This window comes from Lentibacter sp. (genome assembly GCF_965658795.1).
Lineage (GTDB): Bacteria > Pseudomonadota > Alphaproteobacteria > Rhodobacterales > Rhodobacteraceae > Lentibacter.
Genome location: NZ_CBFHTG010000003.1, coordinates 159,540 through 180,600, shown reverse-complemented (window position 1 = coordinate 180,600; position 21,061 = coordinate 159,540). Strand labels below are relative to the sequence as shown.

The 21,061-nt window shown below is 60.5% G+C and carries 22 protein-coding genes; 10 read left to right on the top strand and 12 right to left on the bottom strand.

Annotation, left to right across the window (positions count from 1 at the left end):
- Positions 1 to 86 precede the first annotated feature (86 nt).
- Positions 87 to 1,034, top strand: a complete 948-nt coding sequence (locus ACTG3X_RS03510) for an L-threonylcarbamoyladenylate synthase (RefSeq protein ID WP_439109850.1) — start codon at positions 87 to 89, stop codon at positions 1,032 to 1,034.
- Here the strand turns inward: ACTG3X_RS03510 and ACTG3X_RS03505 are convergent.
- Positions 1,031 to 1,591, bottom strand: coding sequence for a YqgE/AlgH family protein (locus tag ACTG3X_RS03505; protein WP_439109849.1), 561 nt, complete (start codon positions 1,589 to 1,591; stop codon positions 1,031 to 1,033). The two genes, ACTG3X_RS03510 and ACTG3X_RS03505, sit on opposite strands and share 4 nt — an antisense overlap.
- Before the next feature lie 141 nt (positions 1,592 to 1,732).
- On the opposite strand from ACTG3X_RS03505, the gene ACTG3X_RS03500 reads away from it, so the two are divergent.
- A complete protein-coding gene (locus ACTG3X_RS03500) occupies positions 1,733 to 2,518 on the top strand; it encodes a protein-disulfide reductase DsbD domain-containing protein (RefSeq protein WP_439109848.1) in 786 nt (261 codons plus the stop codon).
- Here ACTG3X_RS03500 and ACTG3X_RS03495 read toward each other — a convergent pair.
- Genes ACTG3X_RS03495 through ACTG3X_RS03475 form a run of 5 tightly spaced genes read right to left on the bottom strand, consistent with a single transcriptional unit; the run spans position 2,503 to position 9,168 of the window.
- A complete protein-coding gene (locus ACTG3X_RS03495; protein ID WP_439109847.1) occupies positions 2,503 to 5,886 on the bottom strand; it encodes an efflux RND transporter permease subunit in 3,384 nt (1,127 codons plus the stop codon). The two genes, ACTG3X_RS03500 and ACTG3X_RS03495, sit on opposite strands and share 16 nt — an antisense overlap.
- 3 nt (positions 5,887 to 5,889) lie before the next feature.
- Positions 5,890 to 7,350 carry an efflux RND transporter periplasmic adaptor subunit gene (locus ACTG3X_RS03490; RefSeq protein WP_439109846.1) on the bottom strand — a complete coding sequence of 487 codons (1,461 nt, stop codon included), beginning with the start codon at positions 7,348 to 7,350 and terminating at the stop codon, positions 5,890 to 5,892.
- 47 nt (positions 7,351 to 7,397) lie between these two features.
- Entirely contained in the window at positions 7,398 to 7,865 is a 468-nt protein-coding gene (locus ACTG3X_RS03485) for an NUDIX domain-containing protein (RefSeq protein ID WP_439109845.1), read from the bottom strand.
- On the bottom strand, positions 7,862 to 8,404 hold the full coding sequence (gene moaB / locus ACTG3X_RS03480) for a molybdenum cofactor biosynthesis protein B (protein WP_439109844.1): 543 nt from the start codon (positions 8,402 to 8,404) through the stop codon (positions 7,862 to 7,864). Before moaB ends, ACTG3X_RS03485 begins: the two co-directional genes overlap by 4 nt.
- Positions 8,401 to 9,168 carry a uracil-DNA glycosylase gene (locus tag ACTG3X_RS03475; protein ID WP_439109843.1) on the bottom strand — a complete coding sequence of 256 codons (768 nt, stop codon included), beginning with the start codon at positions 9,166 to 9,168 and terminating at the stop codon, positions 8,401 to 8,403. Before ACTG3X_RS03475 ends, moaB begins: the two co-directional genes overlap by 4 nt.
- 106 nt (positions 9,169 to 9,274) lie before the next feature.
- Here ACTG3X_RS03475 and ACTG3X_RS03470 point away from each other — a divergent pair, with 106 nt between their 5' ends.
- The 5 genes from ACTG3X_RS03470 to plsY are packed head-to-tail and all read left to right on the top strand — an operon-like array spanning position 9,275 to position 13,049.
- Positions 9,275 to 10,228, top strand: a complete 954-nt coding sequence (locus ACTG3X_RS03470; protein WP_439109842.1) for an aspartate carbamoyltransferase catalytic subunit — start codon at positions 9,275 to 9,277, stop codon at positions 10,226 to 10,228.
- Complete coding sequence (locus ACTG3X_RS03465; protein ID WP_439109841.1) at positions 10,221 to 10,766, top strand: hypothetical protein; 546 nt, start codon at positions 10,221 to 10,223, stop codon at positions 10,764 to 10,766. Before ACTG3X_RS03470 ends, ACTG3X_RS03465 begins: the two co-directional genes overlap by 8 nt.
- Positions 10,763 to 11,179 carry a hypothetical protein gene (locus tag ACTG3X_RS03460; protein ID WP_439109840.1) on the top strand — a complete coding sequence of 139 codons (417 nt, stop codon included), beginning with the start codon at positions 10,763 to 10,765 and terminating at the stop codon, positions 11,177 to 11,179. The genes ACTG3X_RS03465 and ACTG3X_RS03460 overlap by 4 nt, the downstream gene beginning before the upstream one ends.
- Entirely contained in the window at positions 11,176 to 12,444 is a 1,269-nt protein-coding gene (gene pyrC, locus ACTG3X_RS03455) for a dihydroorotase (RefSeq protein ID WP_439109839.1), read from the top strand. Before ACTG3X_RS03460 ends, pyrC begins: the two co-directional genes overlap by 4 nt.
- Positions 12,444 to 13,049, top strand: coding sequence for a glycerol-3-phosphate 1-O-acyltransferase PlsY (gene plsY, locus ACTG3X_RS03450; protein WP_439109838.1), 606 nt, complete (start codon positions 12,444 to 12,446; stop codon positions 13,047 to 13,049). Before pyrC ends, plsY begins: the two co-directional genes overlap by 1 nt.
- A 200-nt stretch (positions 13,050 to 13,249) precedes the next feature.
- Here plsY and ACTG3X_RS03445 read toward each other — a convergent pair whose 3' ends face one another.
- Genes ACTG3X_RS03445 through ACTG3X_RS03435 form a run of 3 tightly spaced genes read right to left on the bottom strand, consistent with a single transcriptional unit; the run spans position 13,250 to position 15,921 of the window.
- The gene (locus ACTG3X_RS03445) at positions 13,250 to 14,620 is read right to left on the bottom strand and encodes a glutamate--cysteine ligase (protein ID WP_439109837.1); all 1,371 of its coding nucleotides are present in this window, start codon (positions 14,618 to 14,620) and stop codon (positions 13,250 to 13,252) included.
- Between the two features lie 30 nt (positions 14,621 to 14,650).
- Positions 14,651 to 15,190 carry a hypothetical protein gene (locus ACTG3X_RS03440; protein ID WP_439109836.1) on the bottom strand — a complete coding sequence of 180 codons (540 nt, stop codon included), beginning with the start codon at positions 15,188 to 15,190 and terminating at the stop codon, positions 14,651 to 14,653.
- Complete coding sequence (locus ACTG3X_RS03435; RefSeq protein ID WP_439109835.1) at positions 15,187 to 15,921, bottom strand: 16S rRNA (uracil(1498)-N(3))-methyltransferase; 735 nt, start codon at positions 15,919 to 15,921, stop codon at positions 15,187 to 15,189. Before ACTG3X_RS03435 ends, ACTG3X_RS03440 begins: the two co-directional genes overlap by 4 nt.
- Before the next feature lie 12 nt (positions 15,922 to 15,933).
- Here ACTG3X_RS03435 and ubiA point away from each other — a divergent pair, with 12 nt between their 5' ends.
- From ubiA to ACTG3X_RS03420, 3 genes are read left to right on the top strand one after another with little or no spacing between them, the layout of a single operon-like run.
- Complete coding sequence (gene ubiA, locus ACTG3X_RS03430) at positions 15,934 to 16,905, top strand: 4-hydroxybenzoate octaprenyltransferase (protein WP_439109834.1); 972 nt, start codon at positions 15,934 to 15,936, stop codon at positions 16,903 to 16,905.
- Between the two features lie 58 nt (positions 16,906 to 16,963).
- Positions 16,964 to 18,883 carry an OmpA family protein gene (locus ACTG3X_RS03425; RefSeq protein WP_439109833.1) on the top strand — a complete coding sequence of 640 codons (1,920 nt, stop codon included), beginning with the start codon at positions 16,964 to 16,966 and terminating at the stop codon, positions 18,881 to 18,883.
- Positions 18,880 to 19,212 carry a hypothetical protein gene (locus ACTG3X_RS03420; protein WP_439109832.1) on the top strand — a complete coding sequence of 111 codons (333 nt, stop codon included), beginning with the start codon at positions 18,880 to 18,882 and terminating at the stop codon, positions 19,210 to 19,212. The genes ACTG3X_RS03425 and ACTG3X_RS03420 overlap by 4 nt, the downstream gene beginning before the upstream one ends.
- Here the strand turns inward: ACTG3X_RS03420 and ACTG3X_RS03415 are convergent.
- The 3 genes from ACTG3X_RS03415 to moaD are packed head-to-tail and all read right to left on the bottom strand — an operon-like array spanning position 19,209 to position 21,058.
- On the bottom strand, positions 19,209 to 20,366 hold the full coding sequence (locus ACTG3X_RS03415; protein WP_439109905.1) for a winged helix-turn-helix domain-containing protein: 1,158 nt from the start codon (positions 20,364 to 20,366) through the stop codon (positions 19,209 to 19,211). The genes ACTG3X_RS03420 and ACTG3X_RS03415 overlap by 4 nt on opposite strands.
- Positions 20,363 to 20,812 carry a molybdenum cofactor biosynthesis protein MoaE gene (locus ACTG3X_RS03410; protein WP_439109831.1) on the bottom strand — a complete coding sequence of 150 codons (450 nt, stop codon included), beginning with the start codon at positions 20,810 to 20,812 and terminating at the stop codon, positions 20,363 to 20,365. The genes ACTG3X_RS03415 and ACTG3X_RS03410 overlap by 4 nt, the downstream gene beginning before the upstream one ends.
- Positions 20,813 to 21,058: a molybdopterin converting factor subunit 1 gene (gene moaD, locus ACTG3X_RS03405; protein ID WP_439109830.1), complete on the bottom strand. Its 246-nt coding sequence runs from the start codon at positions 21,056 to 21,058 to the stop codon at positions 20,813 to 20,815.
- Between the last annotated feature and the right edge of the window lie 3 nt (positions 21,059 to 21,061).

Here is a 21,061-nt window from a genome sequence, read left to right as displayed (position 1 = left end):
CCTCACGGGATCCAACGGGTCGCTTGGCAAAATTGCTCACACAACCTACAAGCATTTTAATTCCAGTTCCTCAATAACGCGGCGTCATGACCTCAACAGAAACCCATCTTTTGCCCGCAACCCCGGCAGGCATAGCCGACGCCGCCGCGCGTTTGGGCAAAGGGCAGCTTGTCGCCCTGCCCACCGAGACAGTCTATGGCCTCGGAGCCGATGCGCGCCTCAGCGAGGCTGTGGCCGCGATCTACGCCGCCAAGGGCCGCCCCAGCTTCAACCCGCTGATTGTCCACGTTGCAACGCCCGACGCGGCCAAGCGCTATGTTGACTGGCCCAAAGCCGCCGAGCGCCTCGCCGCCGCCTTCTGGCCTGGCCCGCTTACGCTGGTTCTGCCGCTGCGGCGCGGCCACGGCATCGCCTCGCTTGTGACAGCTGGCCTTGAGAGCCTCGCCATCCGCTGCCCAGCGCACCCTGTGGCGCAGGCCTTGCTCACAGAGTTTGATGGCCCCGTCGCAGCGCCTTCGGCCAACCCGTCAGGCAAGATCAGCCCCACAACAGCCGCCCACGTCCTTCAAGGCCTCAACGGCAAAGTCAGCGCCGTGCTCGATGGCGGCGCAGCCGAGATCGGGCTGGAAAGCACCATCGTCAGCCTCACAGGCGCGCCAACGCTTTTGCGCCACGGCTCCATCACCGCCGATATGCTCGCCGCAGCCCTTGGCGCGCCGCTGGCCGAAGCCACGACCCCAGCCGCCATCACCGCTCCAGGTCAGCTCGCCTCTCACTATGCGCCCGACGCCGCGCTGCGCCTCAACGCAACGGCCACCGAAACAGGCGAGGCACTGCTCGGCTTTGGCGCTGTCGCAGGCGCAGAGCTCAACCTCTCGCCCGCAGGCGATCTGCGCGAAGCAGCCGCCAACCTCTTCACCATGCTGCGCCGGCTTGACGAAACCGCCAGCAAAATCGCGGTCTCGCCTGTGCCTGAAACCGGTGTTGGCATTGCCATCAATGACCGCCTCAAGCGCGCCGCCGCGCCGCGCTAGGCCCGCCCGGCTGTGGCCGAGAGCAACAAAGGGTCAACCCCCAGCCGCTTGAGCGCCGCGCTCCACATGGCTTCGCCCCCGCCCTGAAAGACAAAACCCGCATCCGCAGGGGTGCTCAGCCAGCCGTTGGCCAAGATCTCGCCTTCAAGCTGCCCCGCGCCCCAGCCCGTATAGCCCAGCATCAAAAGGGCCGCGCGCGGCCCGGTGCCCTGAGCCATGTCCTCGAGCACATCAAGCGAAGCACTCAGGCGCACATCCTCCAGCACAAGGTGGCTCGACAGACCCGAAACATACTCCCCCGAATGGAGAACAAACCCCCGCCCCATCTCGACAGGGCCACCAAAGTGCACAGGCTGCTCCACCTCCGGGCTGCCAAGGTTGAGCTGTCGGGTCAGCTCGACAAAAGAAATCTCTTCAGACGGTTTGTTGAGGATCAGCCCCATTGTGCCCTCTTTTGAATGTTCACAAATAAGGATCACAGCGCGCTCAAAGCGCGGATCGCCGATATCAGGCATCGCGATCAGAAGCTGGCCTGTCAGATCGCTTACATCACTCATCGCCCCACCTTTCGCTTGCCGCACAGCCACCTTAGCCAAGCCCCACACCCCACCACAAGGGCGCGGCCTCGGGTATTTCGGAAATCTTTCTCTCCGCATTGTGAGTTGTCGTTTCAGCCTGCTTGGCGCATCTGTGGAGCCATGAAACATCTCACCGCCCTCACAGCCGCGCTCCTTGCGCTTGCGCTTCCAGCGCTGGCCAACCCCTACGCCGACAAAGCCGAAACCCGCATCTTGCATGGCTGGGCCGAGCCTGACGGCACGCGCATGGCCGCCGTTGAAATCACACTGGCCGAGGGCTGGCACACCTATTGGCGCGCGCCCGGTGATGCAGGCATCCCGCCACAGCTCGGTTGGGAAGGCTCGCGCAACCTTGAGGACGTCACGTTTCACTGGCCGCTCCCCGAGGTCTACGCCTCAAACGGAATGCGCTCGATCGTCTACCATGACCGCCTCGTTCTCCCGATGGCGCTAAGCCCCAACCGCGCGGGCAAGCCCATCCGCCTGAACGCAACGCTGGATATCGGGGTGTGCAAAGACATCTGCGTGCCGGTGCAACTCAAGCTCAGCGAGACCATTGCAGCAGACAGCCGCGCCGATGTTGCAGACATCCAGACAGCACTGGCACGCGTGCCACAAGAAACGGCTCACAACATTCGCTGCACCACAAAAGTAGGCACACGCGGCCTCGTGCTCACGGTCTCAGCCGATGCGCCAGCGCTTGGCGCACCGGAAGAAGCTGCCGTTGAAACAGGCGATCCGCTGATCTGGGCCACCGACCCGCAAGTGAGCCGACAGGGGAAAACCGTTACGCTCACAACAGAGCTGGTCCATGCTGTGAGCAAAAGCTTCGCGCTCAACCGCTCGGGCCTGCGCTTTACGCTGATCGGCTCACAGGCTGGCGTTGATATTCAAGGCTGCGACTGACGCGCCCTGATCAAGGCTGTAACGCCCACAGCAGCAACCCCCGCAACAATCAGCGCGCTGCCAAAGACAAACAGCCCGAGCGCCCCCAGTGCCGTGCTTACGCCGAACACGGGTGCAAGCAGAGGCGAGAGCCCGCCAAAGGCCGCAAACCAGCCCAGCGAGAGCACAAACCACAGCCCGACCAGCCCCGCGCCAACAGCCACAGGGGCCTGAACCCCACGCGCACCGCGCGCCGAGAGAGCACGGCGCAAGCTCCTGATCTGCTTACTGAAATCCGCCTGCATCGCCATGAGCGAAGGCACAACCAGCAAAACAAGCACCATGCCGAAGCCAAGCCCGTAAACCAGTGTAATCACCGTGGGTTTGAGAAACTGCGCCTGTTGGCTGGTCTCATACAAAAGCGGCGCAAGGCCCAAGACGGTTGTGAGCGTGGTCAAGAGCACAGGCCGCAAGCGGTCAACCGCCCCGTCAATGATCGAGGGGATCAGCCCGCGCTCTTCGGCGTAGTCGTCAATCGTGGTGATCAGAACGATGCTGTCGTTGATGATAATCCCTGTCATGCCCAACAGCCCCACAACCGTGAACATGCTCAAAGGCACCTCCCACGCCGCGTGGCCGTAGATTGTCCCGACAAGACCAAAAGGAATGATCGCCATCACAACCGCTGGCCGCGTCCAGCTGGCAAACACCCACGCCAGCACAAGATAGATGCCGACAAGACAGAGAATAAACCCTGTCAAAGCGTCGTTGAGAAAGTCGTTTTCCTGCTCGGACAGGCCCGCCAAGCGCCACTCCACCTGAAAGCGTGCGGCAATGTCAGGCAAGATCGTGGCGTCCAAGGCACTCACAATCTCGGCAGCGCGTGCGGCGTCATCTTCCGAGATATCCCCAGTCACCGATACAGTGCGCAGCCCGTTTTCGCGGCGGATGGTCGAGAAGCCCGCTTGCTCGCGCACGCTCACAATATCGCTCAGCGCAGTATACTGCCCGCTCGGCGCGCGCAGCTGGGTGCGGTAGATAAAGTCAGCCGTCACCTCGTCCTCGGGCAGCTCTACGCGGATCTCGGCAGAGCGCGCACCGTCAGGATAGGTCGCGGCCTCAAGCCCGCTGAGGCGGTGGCGCAGCTCGCGTCCGACCCCGTCGATGGTAAAGCCAAGCGCTTGGCCGCGCGCATTGAGATCGAGCACAAACTCGTCTTTGTCATACGCAAGGTCGTCTTCCACGCCGCTCACTTCGGGATATTGCGCCACAGCCTCTTTCAGCGCCTCGCTGGCCGCCTTCAGCGTGGCCGCATCCGCACCAAAGAACTGCACATCCAGCGCGCTGCCCCCCGGCCCCGAGCGCCAGCCACGAAAGCTCACGGTTTCCAAAAGCGGGTGGGTGGGCAGGCGGTCTTGCAGCTCGGCCAAAAAGGCAAAGCTCGAATAGGGCCGCAAATCTGCATCAATCAGCTCGATCGCAACCGCGCCAAGCTCGTCAGGCTCTTTTGTGTCAGCGCCCGCCAGCGGCGGCCATGTGTTGCCCCCCACTTGCGCCAGCACATAATCTATCGGGTTCGCGCCGTGCTTTTCTTCATATTCGGCCCCCATCTCGTCCACGGTCTTTTGCAAAAGCCGCATCACCTCAAAGGTGTCTTCACGGCTTGAGCCGGGCACCATGGCAAAGTTGCCCGAGATCGACGACCGCTCAGGCGCGTTGAAAAAGCGCCACTGCACATCACCCCGCACAAACAGCGCCACCTGCCCCGCCAGAACCAGCACAACGGCGGCAAACACAGGGTAACGCAGCTTGACAACCCAGCCCATGAGCGGGCGGAAATAGCGCTCGCGAATATGCTCAAAGCCGCGGTTCACATAGCGGCTTGGCATGTCATACCAATGCGTCTCAAACGCGTGCTTGAGCGAATGCGCCATGTGGTTGGGCAGAATAAGAAAACACTCCACAAGGCTCGCCAGCAAAACCACGACGACGGTAAAAGGAATGTCCGAAATCAGATCGCCAAAGCGCCCCTCGACAAAGGTCAGCGCGAAAAAGGCAATCACCGTGGTGAGCGTGGCTGAAAACACCGGCATCGCCATACGCTTGGCCGCATTTTCAGCTGCCTCCACAGGCCCCTCGCCATATTTGCGCAGCCGCGCATCCGCGTGTTCCCCCACAACAATCGCATCATCCACGACAATGCCCAGTGTGATGATGAGCGCAAAGAGCGAGATCATATTGATCGTCAGCCCCCAGGCAAACATCAGGGCAACAGCAGCCAACATGGCCACAGGAATCCCCGCAGCCACCCAAAACGCCGTGCGCGCATTGAGAAACAGAAACAGCAGCGCAACAACAAGCCCGAGGCCCATCAGCCCGTTGTCCAGCAAGATATCAAGCCGCCCCGTAATGGCTTCGGCACGGGTGCGAATAAGGTCAATCGACACATCAGGCGGCAACGTGGCCTCCAGCTTCGCGGCCACATCCTCCACACTGCGCTGAATCCCGATCGCGTCGCCACTGGCCGAACGGTCGACCCGGATCGAAATCGCAGGGTTCTCGCCCACATAATAGGTCTCGCCGCGCAACGCGCCTTCCACCTCGATCTGCGCCACATCGCCCACCGTCAGCTTTGAGCCGTCATCCAGCGCCTTGAGCACAATCGCCGCCAGCTGCTCGGGGCTGCGCTTTTCGATGCCTGTGCGCACACGCGCGTTGGCACCTGTCACATTGCCGGCAGGGTCTGCCTTGACCTCCTCGGCAATGGCCGCGGCAATCTGGGCAAAGGTGATGTCATGTTTGATCAGGTCGCGCGTGGCGACAACGATGTTGGTCTTCTGGCCAGACACGCCTCTGATATTGGTGCGTGTCACCCCTTCTTGAAAGAGCCGCGCAACAAATTCATCGGCAAAGCGCGCAAGCTGCTCGGCGCCCACAGGCCCCGTGATCACCACATCGGTCACACGGTCGCGCCAGACACCGCGCTCCACCTTTGGCTCCTCGGCCTCGTCAGGCAACAGCGTGACAAAATCCACCGCCGCCTGCACATCATCGGCTGCGCGCGCCATGTCCCAGCCGGGTTCAAAGTCCAGATCAATCCGCGCAACACCCTCACGCGAGGTTGAAAAGGCCTCCGCAACCCCCTCAACAGTCAAAAGCGCAGGCTCAAGCACCTGCACAATGCCAGAATCCACATCTTCCGCGCCCGCACCATCCCAGACCACCGAGACAGAGACATTGTCGACAATCACATCCGGAAAAAACTGCGCCCGCATTCGCGGAAAAGCCACAAGCCCCGCCACAATAAGGCTGACCAAAAGCAGGTTGGCCACCGTGCGATGGCGCGTGAAATACGAGATGATCCCGCCGACAAGGCCCACATCGCGCATGGCTTAGCCCCCCATGCGGCTTTCGATCCGCTCAACCATTTTTACCGATACTTTAGGTTCTTTGAGCTGCGTCAAAAGCCGCTCCTGCACATCTTTGGGCATGAAGCTGTTGGCCTCAACAGCGGCCACCAGCTTGGCGCGGCGCTCCTCGCTCAGCTCGATCAGCTCTGGCGCGGCAGGTGGGGCTGCCACAGCCCCTGCCTCTACAGGCGTGACACTGATACCAGCGCCCAAAAGCGGTGTGCGCTTTGAAACGATGAGCTGCCCGTCAAGTGCCGCCGCGCGAATGATCACGCTGTCGCCCTGTCGGCGCAAAAGCTCTACCACCACGCTTTCAAGGCGGTTGTCCTCATTGATCACAAGCACGGTGTTGCCCGTGCCAAGCGCCGTGGCAGGCACAAGCGCCACAGCCTCGATCGGGCTTTCGCTGATGCGCACAGTGACAAAGTCACCCGGCTTGAACCCGCCCGCGCCCTCAAGCTTTGCAAACAGAGCGCGCCCTGTTTCGCCCGTGTCATTGGCCGCCCCCGCGCGGCTCAACCGCCCCGTGGCAGACAGGTCGATCCCGAAGTCGTCAAGCACAGCTGTCAGCTCGGCCTGCTTCAAGCCGCCCGCATCGTCCAGCAGCCGCGCATAATCTTGCGTCGAAAGGCGAAACGCCACTTCCAACGCCTCGGCATCCACAAGCTCTCCAAGGCGTTCGCCCGTGCTCACAAGCCGCCCCTCAACAGCGCTCACGCTGGAGAGCACACCATCAAAGCGCGCGGTGATTTCGGTTTCTGCCAAGCGGCGCTCGCTTTCGCTGAGCTGGATGCGCGCCCGCGCAAGCCGTGTGGCCGAGCTATCAAGCCGCGCTTCGGCCTGCGCCAAAGCCTGCCTGCGGGTCAGCACTGCCGCCTTGGCCGTGCTCGCCGCAATCTCGGCGGCCTCCACCGAGGCATCCGTGCCTACGCCGCGCGCCTTCAGGTCTTCCTGCCGGCCCAAGGCCCGCACCCGCAGCGCAACCTGTTCTTCGGCGTTCACCAGCTCGTCGCGTGCCAGCTCCAGCGCGCGTGCCGCATCGCGGGCTTCGGCTTCGCCGTCCAAAACATCGGTCTCGGCCCGCTCAAAGGCCGCGCGCGCATCGGCTTCATCAATCTGGAGCATCACTTCACCCTTGGCAAAGCGCCCGCCTTCCACAAAATTCTCGCTCATCCTCACAACTGTGCCACTGACAGCAGGCCGGATCTCAAGCGTGCGCAGGCTCTGCACCTCGCCGTAAGCCGTGATCACAGGGGTGATCGTTTCAGCCTTCACACGCTCGGCATTGACCGAGAACACCCGCTCCTGAGCTTGCGGCACACGCGCCTCGCGGCTCATACGGTCTTGCACCGCCCCGCGCACCAAAATCGCGCCGTAAGCCAAGAGGCCCAGTGTCGCCGCCAGAATAAAAAGACCCGTCAATCCACGCTGCAAAAACCGCATATTCTTCCTTTTGACATGCCTGAAAGCCCCACAAGACAGGGCTCGTCCTAGTCTATACGCGCCACAGGCGCCTTTCCGTCGAAAATCTTTTCAAAAAACTGTTCATATGTCGTGATAAACTCAAAGTCTTTTATCTGTGACTCAGTCAGCAGCGCAAAGCCTGCACCTTCACCAAGACAAACCTCGCTTGGGGCAATGCGTCGCGCCACCTCAAAGATATGGATCAGCCAATCAGGCTTTACACTCGAAGCCAATATGGCACGTGGCCGCAGCTCGGCCTCATGCAGCGCAATACCCGTTTCCTCGGCAAACTCGCGCACCGCTGCGGCGCGCAGGCTCTCGCCCGCTTCAACACGGCCACCAAAAAAGCTCCAGAGCCCGGCCCCCGCCACATGGGGCAGATCATCGCGCAGCTGGCAGAGAAAGCGCCCCTGTGTATCGCGCACCATAAGCGCCGCGACCCGCTCGGCAACAACCTCGGGCTGCGGCCCTATGGGCTCGAACATATCGCTCATTTGCGGCGCTTGTGTTCTTCCAAACGGGGCATGATCTCGACAAAGTTGCAGGGGCGGTGGCGGTAATCGAGCTGCCACTTCAAGATATCGTCCCAGCCGTCCTTGCAGGCGCCGGGGCTTCCCGGCAGCGCAAAGAGATAGCAGCCCCCCGCCACACCCGCCGTAGCGCGGCTCTGCACAGCGCTGGTGCCGATCTTGCCAAAGCTGATCATGGTAAAAAGCGTGCCAAAGGCATCGATCTCTTTTTCGTAAACATCCCGATGCGCCTCAACGGTCACATCGCGCCCCGTCAGGCCTGTGCCACCTGTGGAGATAATCACATCGACCTCGCCAGAGGCGACCCAGTCGCGCAGCTGCTCCGCGATCTCGCCGCGCTCATCGCGGATGATCTTGCGGGCGGCCAGCACATGGCCCGCCTCGGTGAGACGGCCCACAAGCACATCGCCCGAGCGGTCTTCGTCTGCGGCGCGCGTGTCACTCACCGTCAGCACAGCAATGCGCACAGGAATAAACTCGCGGCTCTCGTCAATCTTGCTCATGTCAGCCTCGCTTTGATCTCTAACAAATCGGCCCACGCCTCCCGCTTCAGCTGCGGCTGGCGCAGCAGCGTCTCAGGCGGAAACATCGGCATCGCAGGCACGCCGTAAGCCTCGCCCCAAGTGCCGCGCAGCCGCGTGATCCCGCGCGCCCCCAGCGCGGCATCGCAAGAGATATTCCCCATCAGTATCACAATCTCGGGCTTGGCCAGCGCCACATGCCGCGCCATGAAGGGGCGCATCATGGCCACTTCTTCAGGTGTCGGGCCCGACTGGTTCAAAAGCCGCCACGGCATAACCGTTGTGGCGTAGACGCTGTCTTCAAGGCTCAGCCCGATTGCGCCCAGCATCTTGCCCAAAAGCGAAGCGGCCTGCCCGACAAATGGCTTGCCCTCGCGGTCGCCCTCACGGTCGGGGGCCTCACCGATCACCATAACACGCGCACCCGCCGCACCCTCGCCAAACACAAGGTTGCGCGCTCCGCGCTTCAGCTCGCAATGCTCAAAGCGCTCAAGCGCTGCACGCAGCTCTTCAAGGCTTTGTGCCGCAGTGGCCGCCGCGCTGGCTTCGGCCACTGGGTCAGCCTTGATCGCCTCGATATGCACATTCTGCACGTGCGGGTTGGGCTCTGCCACGGGCTTTGGCTTGGGCTTGTCGACCAGTTCAAAGCGGTTCACAGGCGTTTCGCTCAGCGCTTCATCCACGCCCAGCTCCACCTGCCAGTCAAGCGCAGCGCGCGCCGCCCAATATTGTTGTGCCGATTCCATGTGGCGACCCTAGCGCATCCTGCGCGCGGCCAAAACAAGGAATGACGGATTGCACGCACGCCAGCCACGCCCTATAACCGCTCCAGTTTTGAGAGGAGCTGCGCCAATGAGCTTTGCACATCGTCACCTTCTGGGGATCGAACAACTCTCCCAAACAGATATCACCGAACTTCTGGATCTGGCCGACCAATATGTCGCGCTCAACCGCTCGGCCAACAAGCACTCCGATGCGCTTGCAGGCCTCACCCAGATCAACATGTTCTTTGAGAACTCCACCCGCACGCAGGCCAGCTTCGAGCTGGCGGGCAAGCGCCTGGGGGCCGATGTCATGAACATGGCCATGGGCGCAAGCTCGATCAAAAAGGGCGAAACGCTCGTTGATACGGCCCTGTCGCTCAACGCCATGCACCCCGACCTGCTTGTGGTGCGCCACCCCAACTCAGGCGCGGTTGATCTGCTCGCACAAAAAGTCAATTGCGCCGTGCTCAACGCGGGCGATGGCCGCCACGAGCACCCCACGCAAGCCTTGCTTGATGCGCTGACAATCCGCCGCGCCAAGGGCCGCCTGCACCGCCTCAGCGTGGCCATTTGTGGCGATATTGCCCACTCCCGCGTGGCCCGCTCCAACATCATGCTGCTGGGCAAAATGGAAAACCGCGTCCGCCTCATCGGGCCGCCCACGCTCATGCCCAGCCAGATCAGTGAGTTCGGCGTCGAGGTCTTTGATGATATGCGCGAAGGCCTTGAGGGCGTTGACGTTGTCATGATGCTGCGCCTCCAGAAAGAGCGCATGGACGGCGGCTTTATCCCGTCTGAGCGCGAGTATTACCACCGCTTCGGGCTGACAGCCGAAAAGCTTGCGCACGCCAAGCCTGACGCCATCGTCATGCACCCCGGCCCCATGAACCGCGGTGTCGAGATTGATGGCGACATCGCCGATGATGTCACCCGCTCGGTCATTCAGGAACAGGTCGAAATGGGCGTGGCTGTCCGCATGGCCGCGATGGACTTGCTGGCGCGCAACCAGCGCGCGCGCGCCGCGAGCGGCACCTATGTCTAAGCCAGAGCTGCCCGCCCCTGTGACAACGCTGCTGGATGACGAGGCCTTCCTTGGCACCTATCAGCCCGACCTCTGGACGTTTATCAAGCGCGCCGTGCTGCTGGGGCTTTTGTCCTCGCTCGTGCTCTCGCCCCTCTCGGTGACAAACGCAGCGCTTGTCTTTCAGAGTGAGTCGCTGACGATGCTCAGCGCCATGGGCCTCTTTCTGGCGCTTGCGGCCATCTTCACGCTGCTGGCCTTTGTCGTCTTTGACGATCACACCAACTGGCTGCGCCACCGTGGCGATGTCTGGCACCTGACCTCGCTCCGCCTGATCTATGAAAACAGCGAGCGCGCCGAGCTCAACGCCTCGGTCAACCTCAGCGATATCCACGCCACCCACCGCGTGCTCTGGCGCAGCCTGCGCATTGATCTTGAGACGCGTCAGGCCTTCGTCATGAAGTACCTCGCCCAGCCGCGCAGCGTTGAGCACGAAATTGACACCGCCCGCACAAAGCTGATGGGCCAGATCGCCGATCCGCTAGAGGCCACCCCATGAGCAGCATCATCGCCACCTTCCCCCCCGCCCGCAGCACCTATATCCGTGAGCACATCATGCTGGCTGCCATCGGCTCGCTGCTCTTGTCGGGCATTTTGTTCTACGTCGGCAACCCGCACCCGTGGACAGGCGTTGTCGGCTCGGTTCTCGCCATCGGCGCGCGCGGTGCCTACGCCATGAGCGAACAGCTCGGCATGGTCTGGAAGCTGAGCGCGACCAAGCTCATCGGCCCCGACGACCGCGTGATCCCGCTGGGAGATGTCGCAGATGCGAAAACGCTCTTTTCGGCCCTGCAAGTCATCACACAGTCAGGCGATAAATACCTGATCAAATACCAAGCCGACCCCGCCGCAGGGGCCGCAAAAATCATCGCCGCCCGCGACGCCGCCCTGAGCGCAAGGAGTGAGATATGAAAACCCTTTTCACCAACGCCCGCCTGATCGACCCCGAGGCCCAGACCGAGCACACAGGCTGGCTGCTTGTCGACAAAGGTATCATCGCCGCCACAGGCCAGGGCGAGGCGCCACAGGCCGACACCAAGGTTGACTGCGCAGGCCTCTGCCTTGCGCCGGGGATCGTTGATATCGGCGTCAAGGTCGGTGAGCCGGGCGAGCGCCACAAAGAGAGCTACGCTTCCGCCGCGCGCGCCGCGGCTGCGGGGGGCGTCACGACCATGGCCATCCGCCCCGACACCTCCCCCGCCATCGACACACCCGAGGCGCTGGAGTTCGTGAAGCGCCGCGCCAATGAAGACAGCGCCGTCAATGTCCTGCCTCTCGCTGCGCTCACCAAGGGGCGCGAGGGCAAGGAAATGACAGAAATCGGCTTTCTGATGGATGCCGGGGCTGTCGGCTTTTCTGACTGTGACGCCGTGATCACCAACACCAAAGTATTCCAGCGCGCGCTCACCTACGCGCGCTCTCTTGGCGCGCTGGTCATCGCCCACCCGCAAGAGCCGATACTCTCGGCAGGTGCAGCCGTCACCTCGGGCAAGTTTGCCACCTTGCGCGGCCTGCCCTCTGTAACCCCCATGGCCGAGCGCATGGGCCTTGATCGCGATATCGCGCTGCTTGAAATGACAGGCGCGCGCTACCACGCCGACCAGATCACAACGGCCCGCGCCCTGCCCGCTCTTGAGCGCGCCAAGCGCAACGGTCTGGATATCACCGCAGGCACATCCATCCACCACCTCACACTCAACGAGCTTGACGTGGCCGACTACCGCAGCTTCTTCAAGCTCAAGCCGCCTTTGCGCTCCGAAGATGACCGCCTCGCCACCGTCGAGGCCGTCGCCTCTGGCCTGATCGACACGATCAGCTCCATGCACACGCCCCAAGACGAAGAGAGCAAGCGCCTGCCCTTTGAAGAGGCCGCGTCTGGCGCTGTTGCTCTGGAGACATTGCTGCCCGCAGCCATGCGCCTTGTCCATGCGGGCGGCATGAGCCTACCCCAGCTTTGCCGCGCGCTCTCGCTCAATCCGGCCAAGCGCCTCGGCCTTGCCGCTGGCCGCCTCTGCAAAGGTGCGCCCGCCGATCTCATGCTCTTTGACCCCGACAAGCCTTTCGTGCTCGACCGCGCAACACTGTTGTCAAAGTCCAAAAACACGCCCTTTGACGGGCACCGCATGCAAGGTAAAGTGCACGCCACGTACGTTGCTGGCAAAAAGGTCTTCGGTTGATGCCCCTGATAGAACACTCCGCCGCCCTGCTCGCGCTCTGGGCGCTTCTGGGCTACCTTTTCGGCTCCGTGCCGTTCGGCCTGCTCATCAGCCGTGTGATGAACTTGGGCGATGTGCGCGCCATCGGCTCGGGCAATATCGGCGCAACCAATGTTTTGCGCACAGGCAACAAGACCGCCGCCGCGCTGACCCTGCTCTTGGATGGGGGCAAAGCCGCTGTCGTTGTGCTTCTGGCGCGCAGCATGGCGGGCGAAGACGCCGCCCAGCTTGCAGGGCTTGCAGCCTTTCTGGGCCATTGCTTCCCTGTCTGGCTCGCCTTCAAGGGGGGCAAAGGCGTGGCCACGTTCTTTGGTTTGCTGCTGGCGCTGAGCTTCCCTGTGGGTCTGGCCTGTTGCGCCACATGGCTCGCGGTCTTTGCGATCTGGCGGATCTCGTCTCTTGCGGCCGTCGCCGCTGCCAGCGCCTCAACCGTCTGGATGGCTGTGCTTGGTGCCCAGCCCCTCTTGCTGCTCGGCATCGCGCTTACCGTGCTTGTCTTCTTCACGCATCGCGCCAACATCGACCGTTTGCGCGCAGGCACCGAACCGAAGTTCGGCAAGAAATAACCAAAACCCCACCCCGGATGAAACAAAGGCCGCACAAAACTGCGCGGCCTATTTACTCGTTACCACCCCATCGTGCGGTACATTCATTAATTTATGGTTAACGCCAAAAAAATTTAGGCGGTGCACGGGGGGTGCACGCGCTGTGCACGCATGTCACCCCCCTGTTTCGGGTGGCCAAAAGCCGTTAACCCAAGCGTACGCTAGTAGGAGTAATCCGCATAAATGCGGCTCACATCACCACCCCAATCGCTCTTGTAGCGGCGCAAAAGCTCGTCTGCAGGCACTTCTCCGCTTTCCAGAGATTCCTTCAAAGCACTCAGGAAATGGGTTTCATCTGGAATCATCCCGCCCGCGCCCTCTTGCGCACGCGCCTTCAGTCCCGCCTCGGAAAGCGCCACAACTTCGCGGGCCAGATCATACATTTTGACGCCATGGGTTTCAGCCTGCAAACCCTGCTCAGACGCGGCAACACGCAGCGCCTCACGCGTCTCTACATCCCAGCCTTTTGTCAGCTCAAGTGCAGCATCCAGAGCGCCTTGATCATACATAAGGCCGACCCAGAAAGCAGGCAGCGCACAGAGCCTGCGCCACGGGCCACCATCGGCCCCGCGCATCTCCATATATTGCTTGATCCGCGCCTCGGGAAACAGCGTTGTCAGGTGGTCAGCCCAGTCGCTCAACGTGGGCATTTCGCCAGGCATCGCGGGCAGCTCACCCTTGAGGAAATCACGGAAAGACTGGCCTAACGCATTGATATACTTACCATCGCGGTAGACAAAATACATCGGCACGTCGAGCGCATATTCCACCCAGCGCTCAAAGCCGAAGCCCTCTTCAAACACAAACGGCACCATGCCCGTGCGCGCCGCATCAAGATCACGCCAGACGCGGCTGCGCCAGCTCTTGTGGCCATTGGGCTTGCCCTCAAAAAACGGCGAGTTGGCAAAGAGCGCCGTGGCAACAGGCTGTAGCGCAATCGCGGCGCGCATTTTCTGCACCATGTCGGCCTCGGAGGCGAAATCAAGGTTCACCTGAACCGTACAGGTGCGCCGCATCATATCGCGCCCCATCGTGCCGACTTTTTGCATGTAGTCGTTCATCAGAGTGTAGCGGCCCTTGGGCATGAGCGGCATTTGCTCATGAGTCCAGATGGGCGCAGCCCCAAGCCCGATAAAGCCCACGCCAACGGCATCGGCGATGTCTTTCACTTCCTTGAGGTGGATGTTCACCTCGTCACATGTCTGGTGGATGTTTTCCAAAGGCGCACCCGAAAGCTCCAGCTGCCCCCCTGGTTCAAGGCTCACATTGGCCCCATCCTTCTGCAATCCAACGATATTGTCGCCTTCAAACACAGGCTGCCAACCGTGCTTTTGCTGCAAGCCTTCCAGCACGGCACGCACCGAACGCTCACCCTCGTAAGGAATGGGTAACAATGTATCCTTACAGTAGCCAAACTTCTCGTGCTCGGTGCCAATGCGCCATTCGCTCTTTGGTTTGCAGCCCTTGGCCATATATTCGGCCAATTGCGCGTAATGTTCGATCGGGCCGCCGCCGGACTGAGGAATAGACATATGTAAGCTCCGATATGTTCGCGTGAGGCGTTAGGAGTGCAGCCGCGGGCGCGGCGTGTCAATGCGCACCAGCGCATCTTTGCGCCAAATAACGCGCGCGTGATCCGCCGCGCCGCGTTGCGCCGTCAACAACCGGTCGCTCGACAGCCCCGGAAGAGCGGCAAAAGCGTCAAACAGCGCAGCTGCGCCTTTGGCATTGGCAGGAATAACAAGTTCGGGCAGCCCCGCTTGCTTGAGCACCCAGACAGGCGGGTTGGGCCGCGCATCATAGACCAGCTCTGAAAGCTCGCGCACAGCAACCATGCCACCGTTCTCTGGTGCGAAGTAGCTGATCTGGCCTTCGACCACCTCAACAACCCCGCGCCCGCCCTCGCCGCGCGCAAACCACGCCCGTTGCAGAAAGGAAAACAGCAAAAGCCCCGACACAGCGACAACAATCGCCCCCAGCCACGGCAGCAAGCCACGCCCCGCCAAAACCCAGTAAGCCCCGAGCGCCAGAAAAAGCGCCGCAAGCAATACTTCTTTGTATTTGCTCAGTATTTTCTCAACTTCGGGTCTCACAAAGCTCATGTCCAGTCTCCCAGCGCCTGCTGCCAGACCGTGAGCGCAGCCACAGCCGCCGTATCCGCGCGCAGAATGCGCGGCCCAAGGCTGACAGGCTGCGCAAAAGCCGCCGCATGGAGCCGAGCGCGCTCGGCCGCAGAGAAGCCCCCCTCAGGCCCGATAAGCACCGCCCATGGCCCTGCGCCTACGGCCTTCAGCAAGGCCTGCGCATCGGCCTGCCCTGCGATGCCTTCGTCGCAAAACATCAGCTTGCGCCCCTCTGGCCAGCTGGCAAGAAGTGCTGAAAGCTTGGTTAAGTCACTGACTTCAGGAACAAAAGTTCCACCGCATTGCTCTGCAGCTTCCAGAGCATGGGCTTGCAACCGGTCTTGCCGGATCCGCTCCGCATTGGTGAAATCGGTCTGAACAGGCACAATCCGCGCCGCGCCCATTTCGGCCGCTTTCTCCACAATAAAATCGGTACGCGCCTTTTTGATCGGCGCAAATAGGAGCCAGAGATCAGGCGGATTGACCTGCGGACCGCGCAGATCGACACAGCGCAAACTGCCACCGCGTTTTCCCGCCTCGGTCACTTCAGCCAGCCATTCGCCATCTTTGCCATTAAAAACAGCAAGATGCGCCCCTATCTGTTGGCGCATAACGCCAAAAAGGTAGTGCGCCTGCGCTTTATCCAGCACGAGCGATTGCCCCGCCCCCAGCGGGTGATCTACAAACAATCTGATTTTCACATCTGTCATGGGCCAAAACATATGAGCAGCGAAAAGAATACGCCAGAGCAGAACGGACAAGTCGCCGATGCAGTACAAGGCAACTGGGTCGACCGCTACGCGCCTGCCGCCACGCGCCCCTACCTGCGACTGTCTCGCGCCGATCGCCCCATCGGCACATGGCTTCTGCTCATACCGTGCTGGTGGGGCCTCTTGCTTGCCATGCTGCACGACCGCCTTGTCACATGGCATGACCTCTGGATCTTTGTGGGCAGCGCCGCAGGGGCATGGCTGATGCGGGGGGCTGGCTGCACATGGAACGACATCAGCGACCGCGACTTTGACGGTGCGGTAGAGCGTACACGCTCACGCCCCATTCCATCAGGGCAAGTGACCGCGTCACAGGCCGCAATCTGGATGTGTATTCAAGCGCTTATTGCGTTTTGCATCCTGCTGACATTTAACACAGCGGCGGTTTGGCTGGGTGTCTTGGCGCTTGTGCCTGTGGCCATCTACCCGTTTGCCAAACGGTTCACATGGTGGCCCCAGGTCTTCCTCGGGTTGGCATTTAACTGGGGCGCACTTCTGGCTTGGACGGCCCACCGTGGTGCTCTAGAGGCCCCTGCGCTTTACCTTTATGCAGCGGGGATCGCGTGGACATTGTTCTACGACACAATTTATGCCCACCAGGATACGGAAGATGACGCGCTCATCGGGATCAAATCAACGGCGCGTCTGTTTGGGAGCCAGAGCCCCATGTGGCTGAGCCGCTTTATGGCTGCGACCGTCTCGCTTTTGGGCCTTGCCGTGATTGGTGCTATGCTAAGCAGTGCAAGCGGCCCCTTCGCAATGCTCATCGCCCTTGCAGGAGCCTGTGCAATGGGCTGGCACATGCTCTGGCAGCTCCGCCATTTTGATGCTGACGACAGTGGCAAGCTGGTCAAACTGTTCCGCTCTAACCGCGACGCCGGGTTTATCCCCCTGCTGTTTTTCGCCGTCGCACTGTTAGTGTGATTGAAACCTCAGATTTGACACCGTAAGAGTATGCCAACAATCGCTGAAAATAGGTCATATGCGCGTATCATCCCTCCTCATTGTTACCGGCACGTTTTTGAGCGCAGCTTTCTTATCATTCATCGCGGCCAGCTTTGCTGTGACGCTGGTGGAAGAAACTTCAGAATACAGCGTTCGCCAAGCTCTTGATTCCAAACAGCTTACATGGGCCGAAGTCGAGGCCGATGGCCTGCAGGTTTTGCTTATTGGCGTCGCGCCCTCTGAGGCAAAGCGCTTTGTCGCCATCAGCACAGCCGGAAGCGTCGTAGATGCAGCCCGCGTGATTGACGCAATGGATGTAGAAGCTCTCGCAGCTCTGGCCGCACCGCGCTTTTCCATCGAAATTCTGCGCAACGGTGATGAAGTCTCCCTGATCGGGCTTATTCCAAAGGGTGCCGATCGCGACGATCTGCTCAAGCGGTTGGCGCGTATTTCCAGCGATGAAGAGATCGCCGACCTGCTTGAAAGTGCCGATTATGACATTCCCGAGGGCTGGGACAATGCCGTTGACTTTGGCCTTGAGGCCCTAGAAGCGCTGCCCCGCTCAAAAATTTCGATTGATGCCCGCCGCGTCATGATCACGGCTATGACCGAAAGCGAAGACCGGAAAGATCGCGTTGAAAGCCGCCTGAAACGCAATACGCCGTCAGGCCTGCGCGTCGGCTTTGACATTTCTTCGCCACGCCCGGTGATCACCCCGTTTTCATTGCGCTTTTTGCAAGATGAGGCAGGCTCGCGGTTTGACAATTGCTCCGCCGACACAGAAGAAGCCCGCTCCAAAATCATCGGAGCCGCGCGCAAAGCCGGCCTAGATGGCGAGACAAGCTGCCGTGTCGGCCTTGGAGTCCCCTCGCCAAGTTGGGCGGATGCCGCCGCGCTCTCTATCGCCGCTGTTGCGGAGCTCAAGGGCGGTTCTGTGACCTTCTCTGATGCAGATGTGACGCTGATCTCGCCTGCGGGCACAGACCAGCGCGAGTTTGACCGCGTGGTTGGCTCCCTTGAAAACAGTTTGCCCGATGTCTTCGCATTGCACGCGGTTCTCACGCCTGACCCCTCTGACCCAAGCCAAGGCCCCGCCGAGTTTGTGGCCACGCTCAGCCCCGAGGGGCTTATCCAGCTCAATGGCCGCCTGAACGATGAAATCGTGGCACAAACAGCAGAGAGCTTTGCAACCGCCCGATTTGGCAGCGCGACAGTCAGCAACCGCGCACGCACGGACGAAACCCTCCCGGGCGACTGGCCTCTGCGTGTTCTCTCAGGTCTGGAGGCACTCTCCCTCCTCTCAAACGGTTCGGCACGTGTCACAGCTGACGACATCACTGTGACAGGCAACACGGGTAGCACAGAAGCGCGCTCCGAAATTACCAAGCTGTTGTCAGACAAACTGGGCGAAGGTGCACGCTTCTCTGTTGATGTAACCTATCTTGAAAAACTTGACCCTATTGCCAGCATGCTTACGCCTGACGAATGCGAAGCGAAGATTGCTGATATCCTTGCCGTTCGTCAGATCAGCTTTGAGCCAGGCAGTGGCACCGTAGATGCGAGTTCAACAGGAACGCTTGACGAAATCGCCGATGTGCTTGGCAACTGTGTCGAGCTGCGCATGGTCGTCGCTGGCCACACCGATAGCCAAGGGCGCGAAGAAATGAACGAGGCGCTCTCCAAATCACGGGCGCTCGCTGTTCTGAACGCTATGCGTGACAGGCGTATCGTGACGAGCGGCTTTGAAGCCATCGGGTATGGCGAAACACAGCCGATAGCCACGAACGATACAGAAGAAGGCCGCGAAGCAAACCGACGTATCGAGTTTAAGCTGGTTCGGCCCGAGGCTATCGCAAGCGAAGAAACAACGCTTGAAAGCACAGAACAAACTGGTGCATCAGACACCGAAGAAAACGCCGCGGACGATGCGGCGACGCGCGAGGGCCAAGATCAATGACACGCACCGAGTTTATTGTCGCAACGGCGATCATCCTGTTCATCGCCTTCTGCATGGGTTGGTTTGTAAACTGGCTGGTTCACCGCTTCACGCGCGTGTCGCGGGGCGACATGGAAGAGCTAGAGAAAATGGCGCAAGAGCTTCACGAGGCTGAAGAAACGCGTGATCAGGCGATTACATATCTGCAGCAACGCGAGGCAGAGCTGACGAACCAGCTCTCCCAAACGGAAGCAGAGCTTTCCGCGGCGATGGAAGGGCTGCGCGACGCGCGCCATGAAGCCGAGGAAATGCGCGCCTATGTCGAGCGTGTGAGCGCAGGCAACACCTAATCAGGCGCCCATTCAAGGCTGGCGAAGCGCGCAAATCTTCTCAGCTCGCTTTCCCATTTGCTGTGCCGAACACGGCCCCATTTCACACCTGCTTCAGGCCAAAGATTGGCGACATGCAATGTGCCTGCTTTGCGATCAGCCTTTAGCTCGGCACGCCCGACAAAACGTGTCCCCTCAAGAATAGGGTAGACATAGTAGCCCCAGATCCGCCTGGCTTGAGGGACAAATATTTCATTGCGATAGTCAAACCCGAAAAGCTGCAAGCAGCGTTTCCTGTCCCTTATGGCGGGGTCAAAAGGGTTTAATATCCGTAGCTTAGCCTCAGGGCGACCGAGCGTATCAAGCCGCATTTCCAGCGACGGCAAAGCCCACTTTGACACCAAACTGCCATCCGCCAAGATGACCTCGACCTCCCTCAGAGAAGCCTTTGTTTGCGCGACCCAGTCCTTTACCTCTGCGGCGCTCAGAACGCCCCAGAACCGTTGAATCTCCCCCGTATTGGCAAAGCCCAAACGCTTGAGCGCAGCTCTGCAGAGGCGGTCAATTTGCTCGCTCTGGCTGAGGGGTGCCTCTCGAAAGCTGGGCGGAAAAACACGTTCGGCCAGATCATAATACTTCACAAAGTTCTCACGATGGCTGGTTGCAAGCTCGCCCGCGTACCACATGAAATCAAGCGCCAGTTTGTGGGGAGGCCGCTGCCACATCTGCGAGGGTTTTGGACCCTTGCTTTCAAAGTCTTTTGTACTGAGCGGGCCTTCTTGGGCGATACGCGCTTTGATTGCCGCCCGCCCCTCAGCGTCGGGCATGTTTTTCCACCAGTTGGCCTTCAAAATCTTCTCGGCGTGCCGCGCAAATTGCATTTGCCATATCGGTAAAAACTGCACTGGAATAAGGCTGGCATCATGCGTGAAATGTTCGAAAAAATAACGCTCTTTCAAATGGTTACCAAGGCATCCCGGGCGGTACGCTTGGTTGCGCGACCAAACAATATGGTCATGCGCGCGCTCTATGTGGCGGATTGAATCAAGCTGGACAAAGCCCAACTCCTCGCCAATTTTCAGAGTATCTCCAGTGCCTCGTTCTGCGTTTAACAGCCCATGATGATCGAGCCAAAGGCTGCGTGCGGTGGTGTTGTTCAGGCGCAGTGCCGTCACTGCTGCCAACGTGTGAGCGCGTCTTCGTCTTCCTCGCGGGCAGCAACCCACCCCGCCCCATCTCGAGAGACTTCCTTTTTCCAGAACGGCGCGCGCGATTTGAGAAAATCCATCAAAAACTCCGCCGCTTCAAAAGCATCTTTTCGATGACGTGCGGCTGTCGCAACCATCATAATCATTTCACCCACTCGGATTTTACCATAGCGGTGAATGATCATTGCGTCTTCAAGTGACCATTTGGTTAACGCATCAGTCGCAATCTGACCTAGCGCCGCTTCTGTCATGCCCGGGTAGTGCTCGATGTCCATATATTCAAGCGTCCCTTCAGGCGTGTTGCGCACGATACCTGTGAAGGTCACGACAGCGCCAGACGCGCTTGTTTTCTCTGCAAATCCAGCAGCTTCACACCCCAGATCAAACGGCTCCTGTTGAACACGAATGTCCATTTAGCCCCCCGTCATCGGCGGGAAAAAGGCAACCTCACGAGCGCCTGCCAGCGACGTATCAAAGCCAACAAGCTCTTGGTCTACGGCCACGCGGAGCGCCGATAAATCTGCGAATGCAGCCGCATAGCGCTCTTCGCGGGCGATGAGCTCGGCCACGAGGTCAGCAACCGTTTCAGCCTGTGTCTCAACCGTTTCACGAGGCAAGCCAATTCGCTCACGCACCCATGCAAAGTAAAGCACATCCATCGC

Excerpts from the sequence above, each read along its gene's own strand:
- ACTG3X_RS03435 (WP_439109835.1), bottom strand. The coding sequence starts at position 15,921 with ATGACAGATGTGAAAATCAGATTGTTTGTAGATCACCCGCTGGGGGCG.
- ACTG3X_RS03460 (WP_439109840.1), top strand. The coding sequence starts at position 10,763 with ATGAGCAGCATCATCGCCACCTTCCCCCCCGCCCGCAGCACCTATATC.
- ACTG3X_RS03485 (WP_439109845.1), bottom strand. The coding sequence starts at position 7,865 with ATGAGCGATATGTTCGAGCCCATAGGGCCGCAGCCCGAGGTTGTTGCC.
- ubiA (WP_439109834.1), top strand. The coding sequence starts at position 15,934 with ATGAGCAGCGAAAAGAATACGCCAGAGCAGAACGGACAAGTCGCCGAT.
- ACTG3X_RS03470 (WP_439109842.1), top strand. The coding sequence starts at position 9,275 with ATGAGCTTTGCACATCGTCACCTTCTGGGGATCGAACAACTCTCCCAA.
- ACTG3X_RS03505 (WP_439109849.1), bottom strand. The coding sequence starts at position 1,591 with ATGAGTGATGTAAGCGATCTGACAGGCCAGCTTCTGATCGCGATGCCT.
- moaB (WP_439109844.1), bottom strand. The coding sequence starts at position 8,404 with ATGAGCAAGATTGACGAGAGCCGCGAGTTTATTCCTGTGCGCATTGCT.
- ACTG3X_RS03420 (WP_439109832.1), top strand. The coding sequence starts at position 18,880 with ATGACACGCACCGAGTTTATTGTCGCAACGGCGATCATCCTGTTCATC.
- ACTG3X_RS03500 (WP_439109848.1), top strand. The coding sequence starts at position 1,733 with ATGAAACATCTCACCGCCCTCACAGCCGCGCTCCTTGCGCTTGCGCTT.
- moaD (WP_439109830.1), bottom strand. The coding sequence starts at position 21,058 with ATGGATGTGCTTTACTTTGCATGGGTGCGTGAGCGAATTGGCTTGCCT.
- ACTG3X_RS03440 (WP_439109836.1), bottom strand. The coding sequence starts at position 15,190 with ATGAGCTTTGTGAGACCCGAAGTTGAGAAAATACTGAGCAAATACAAA.
- ACTG3X_RS03465 (WP_439109841.1), top strand. The coding sequence starts at position 10,221 with ATGTCTAAGCCAGAGCTGCCCGCCCCTGTGACAACGCTGCTGGATGAC.
- ACTG3X_RS03495 (WP_439109847.1), bottom strand. The coding sequence starts at position 5,886 with ATGCGCGATGTGGGCCTTGTCGGCGGGATCATCTCGTATTTCACGCGC.
- ACTG3X_RS03445 (WP_439109837.1), bottom strand. The coding sequence starts at position 14,620 with ATGTCTATTCCTCAGTCCGGCGGCGGCCCGATCGAACATTACGCGCAA.
- ACTG3X_RS03475 (WP_439109843.1), bottom strand. The coding sequence starts at position 9,168 with ATGGAATCGGCACAACAATATTGGGCGGCGCGCGCTGCGCTTGACTGG.
- ACTG3X_RS03425 (WP_439109833.1), top strand. The coding sequence starts at position 16,964 with ATGCGCGTATCATCCCTCCTCATTGTTACCGGCACGTTTTTGAGCGCA.
- pyrC (WP_439109839.1), top strand. The coding sequence starts at position 11,176 with ATGAAAACCCTTTTCACCAACGCCCGCCTGATCGACCCCGAGGCCCAG.
- ACTG3X_RS03410 (WP_439109831.1), bottom strand. The coding sequence starts at position 20,812 with ATGGACATTCGTGTTCAACAGGAGCCGTTTGATCTGGGGTGTGAAGCT.
- plsY (WP_439109838.1), top strand. The coding sequence starts at position 12,444 with ATGCCCCTGATAGAACACTCCGCCGCCCTGCTCGCGCTCTGGGCGCTT.
- ACTG3X_RS03490 (WP_439109846.1), bottom strand. The coding sequence starts at position 7,350 with ATGCGGTTTTTGCAGCGTGGATTGACGGGTCTTTTTATTCTGGCGGCG.
- ACTG3X_RS03510 (WP_439109850.1), top strand. The coding sequence starts at position 87 with ATGACCTCAACAGAAACCCATCTTTTGCCCGCAACCCCGGCAGGCATA.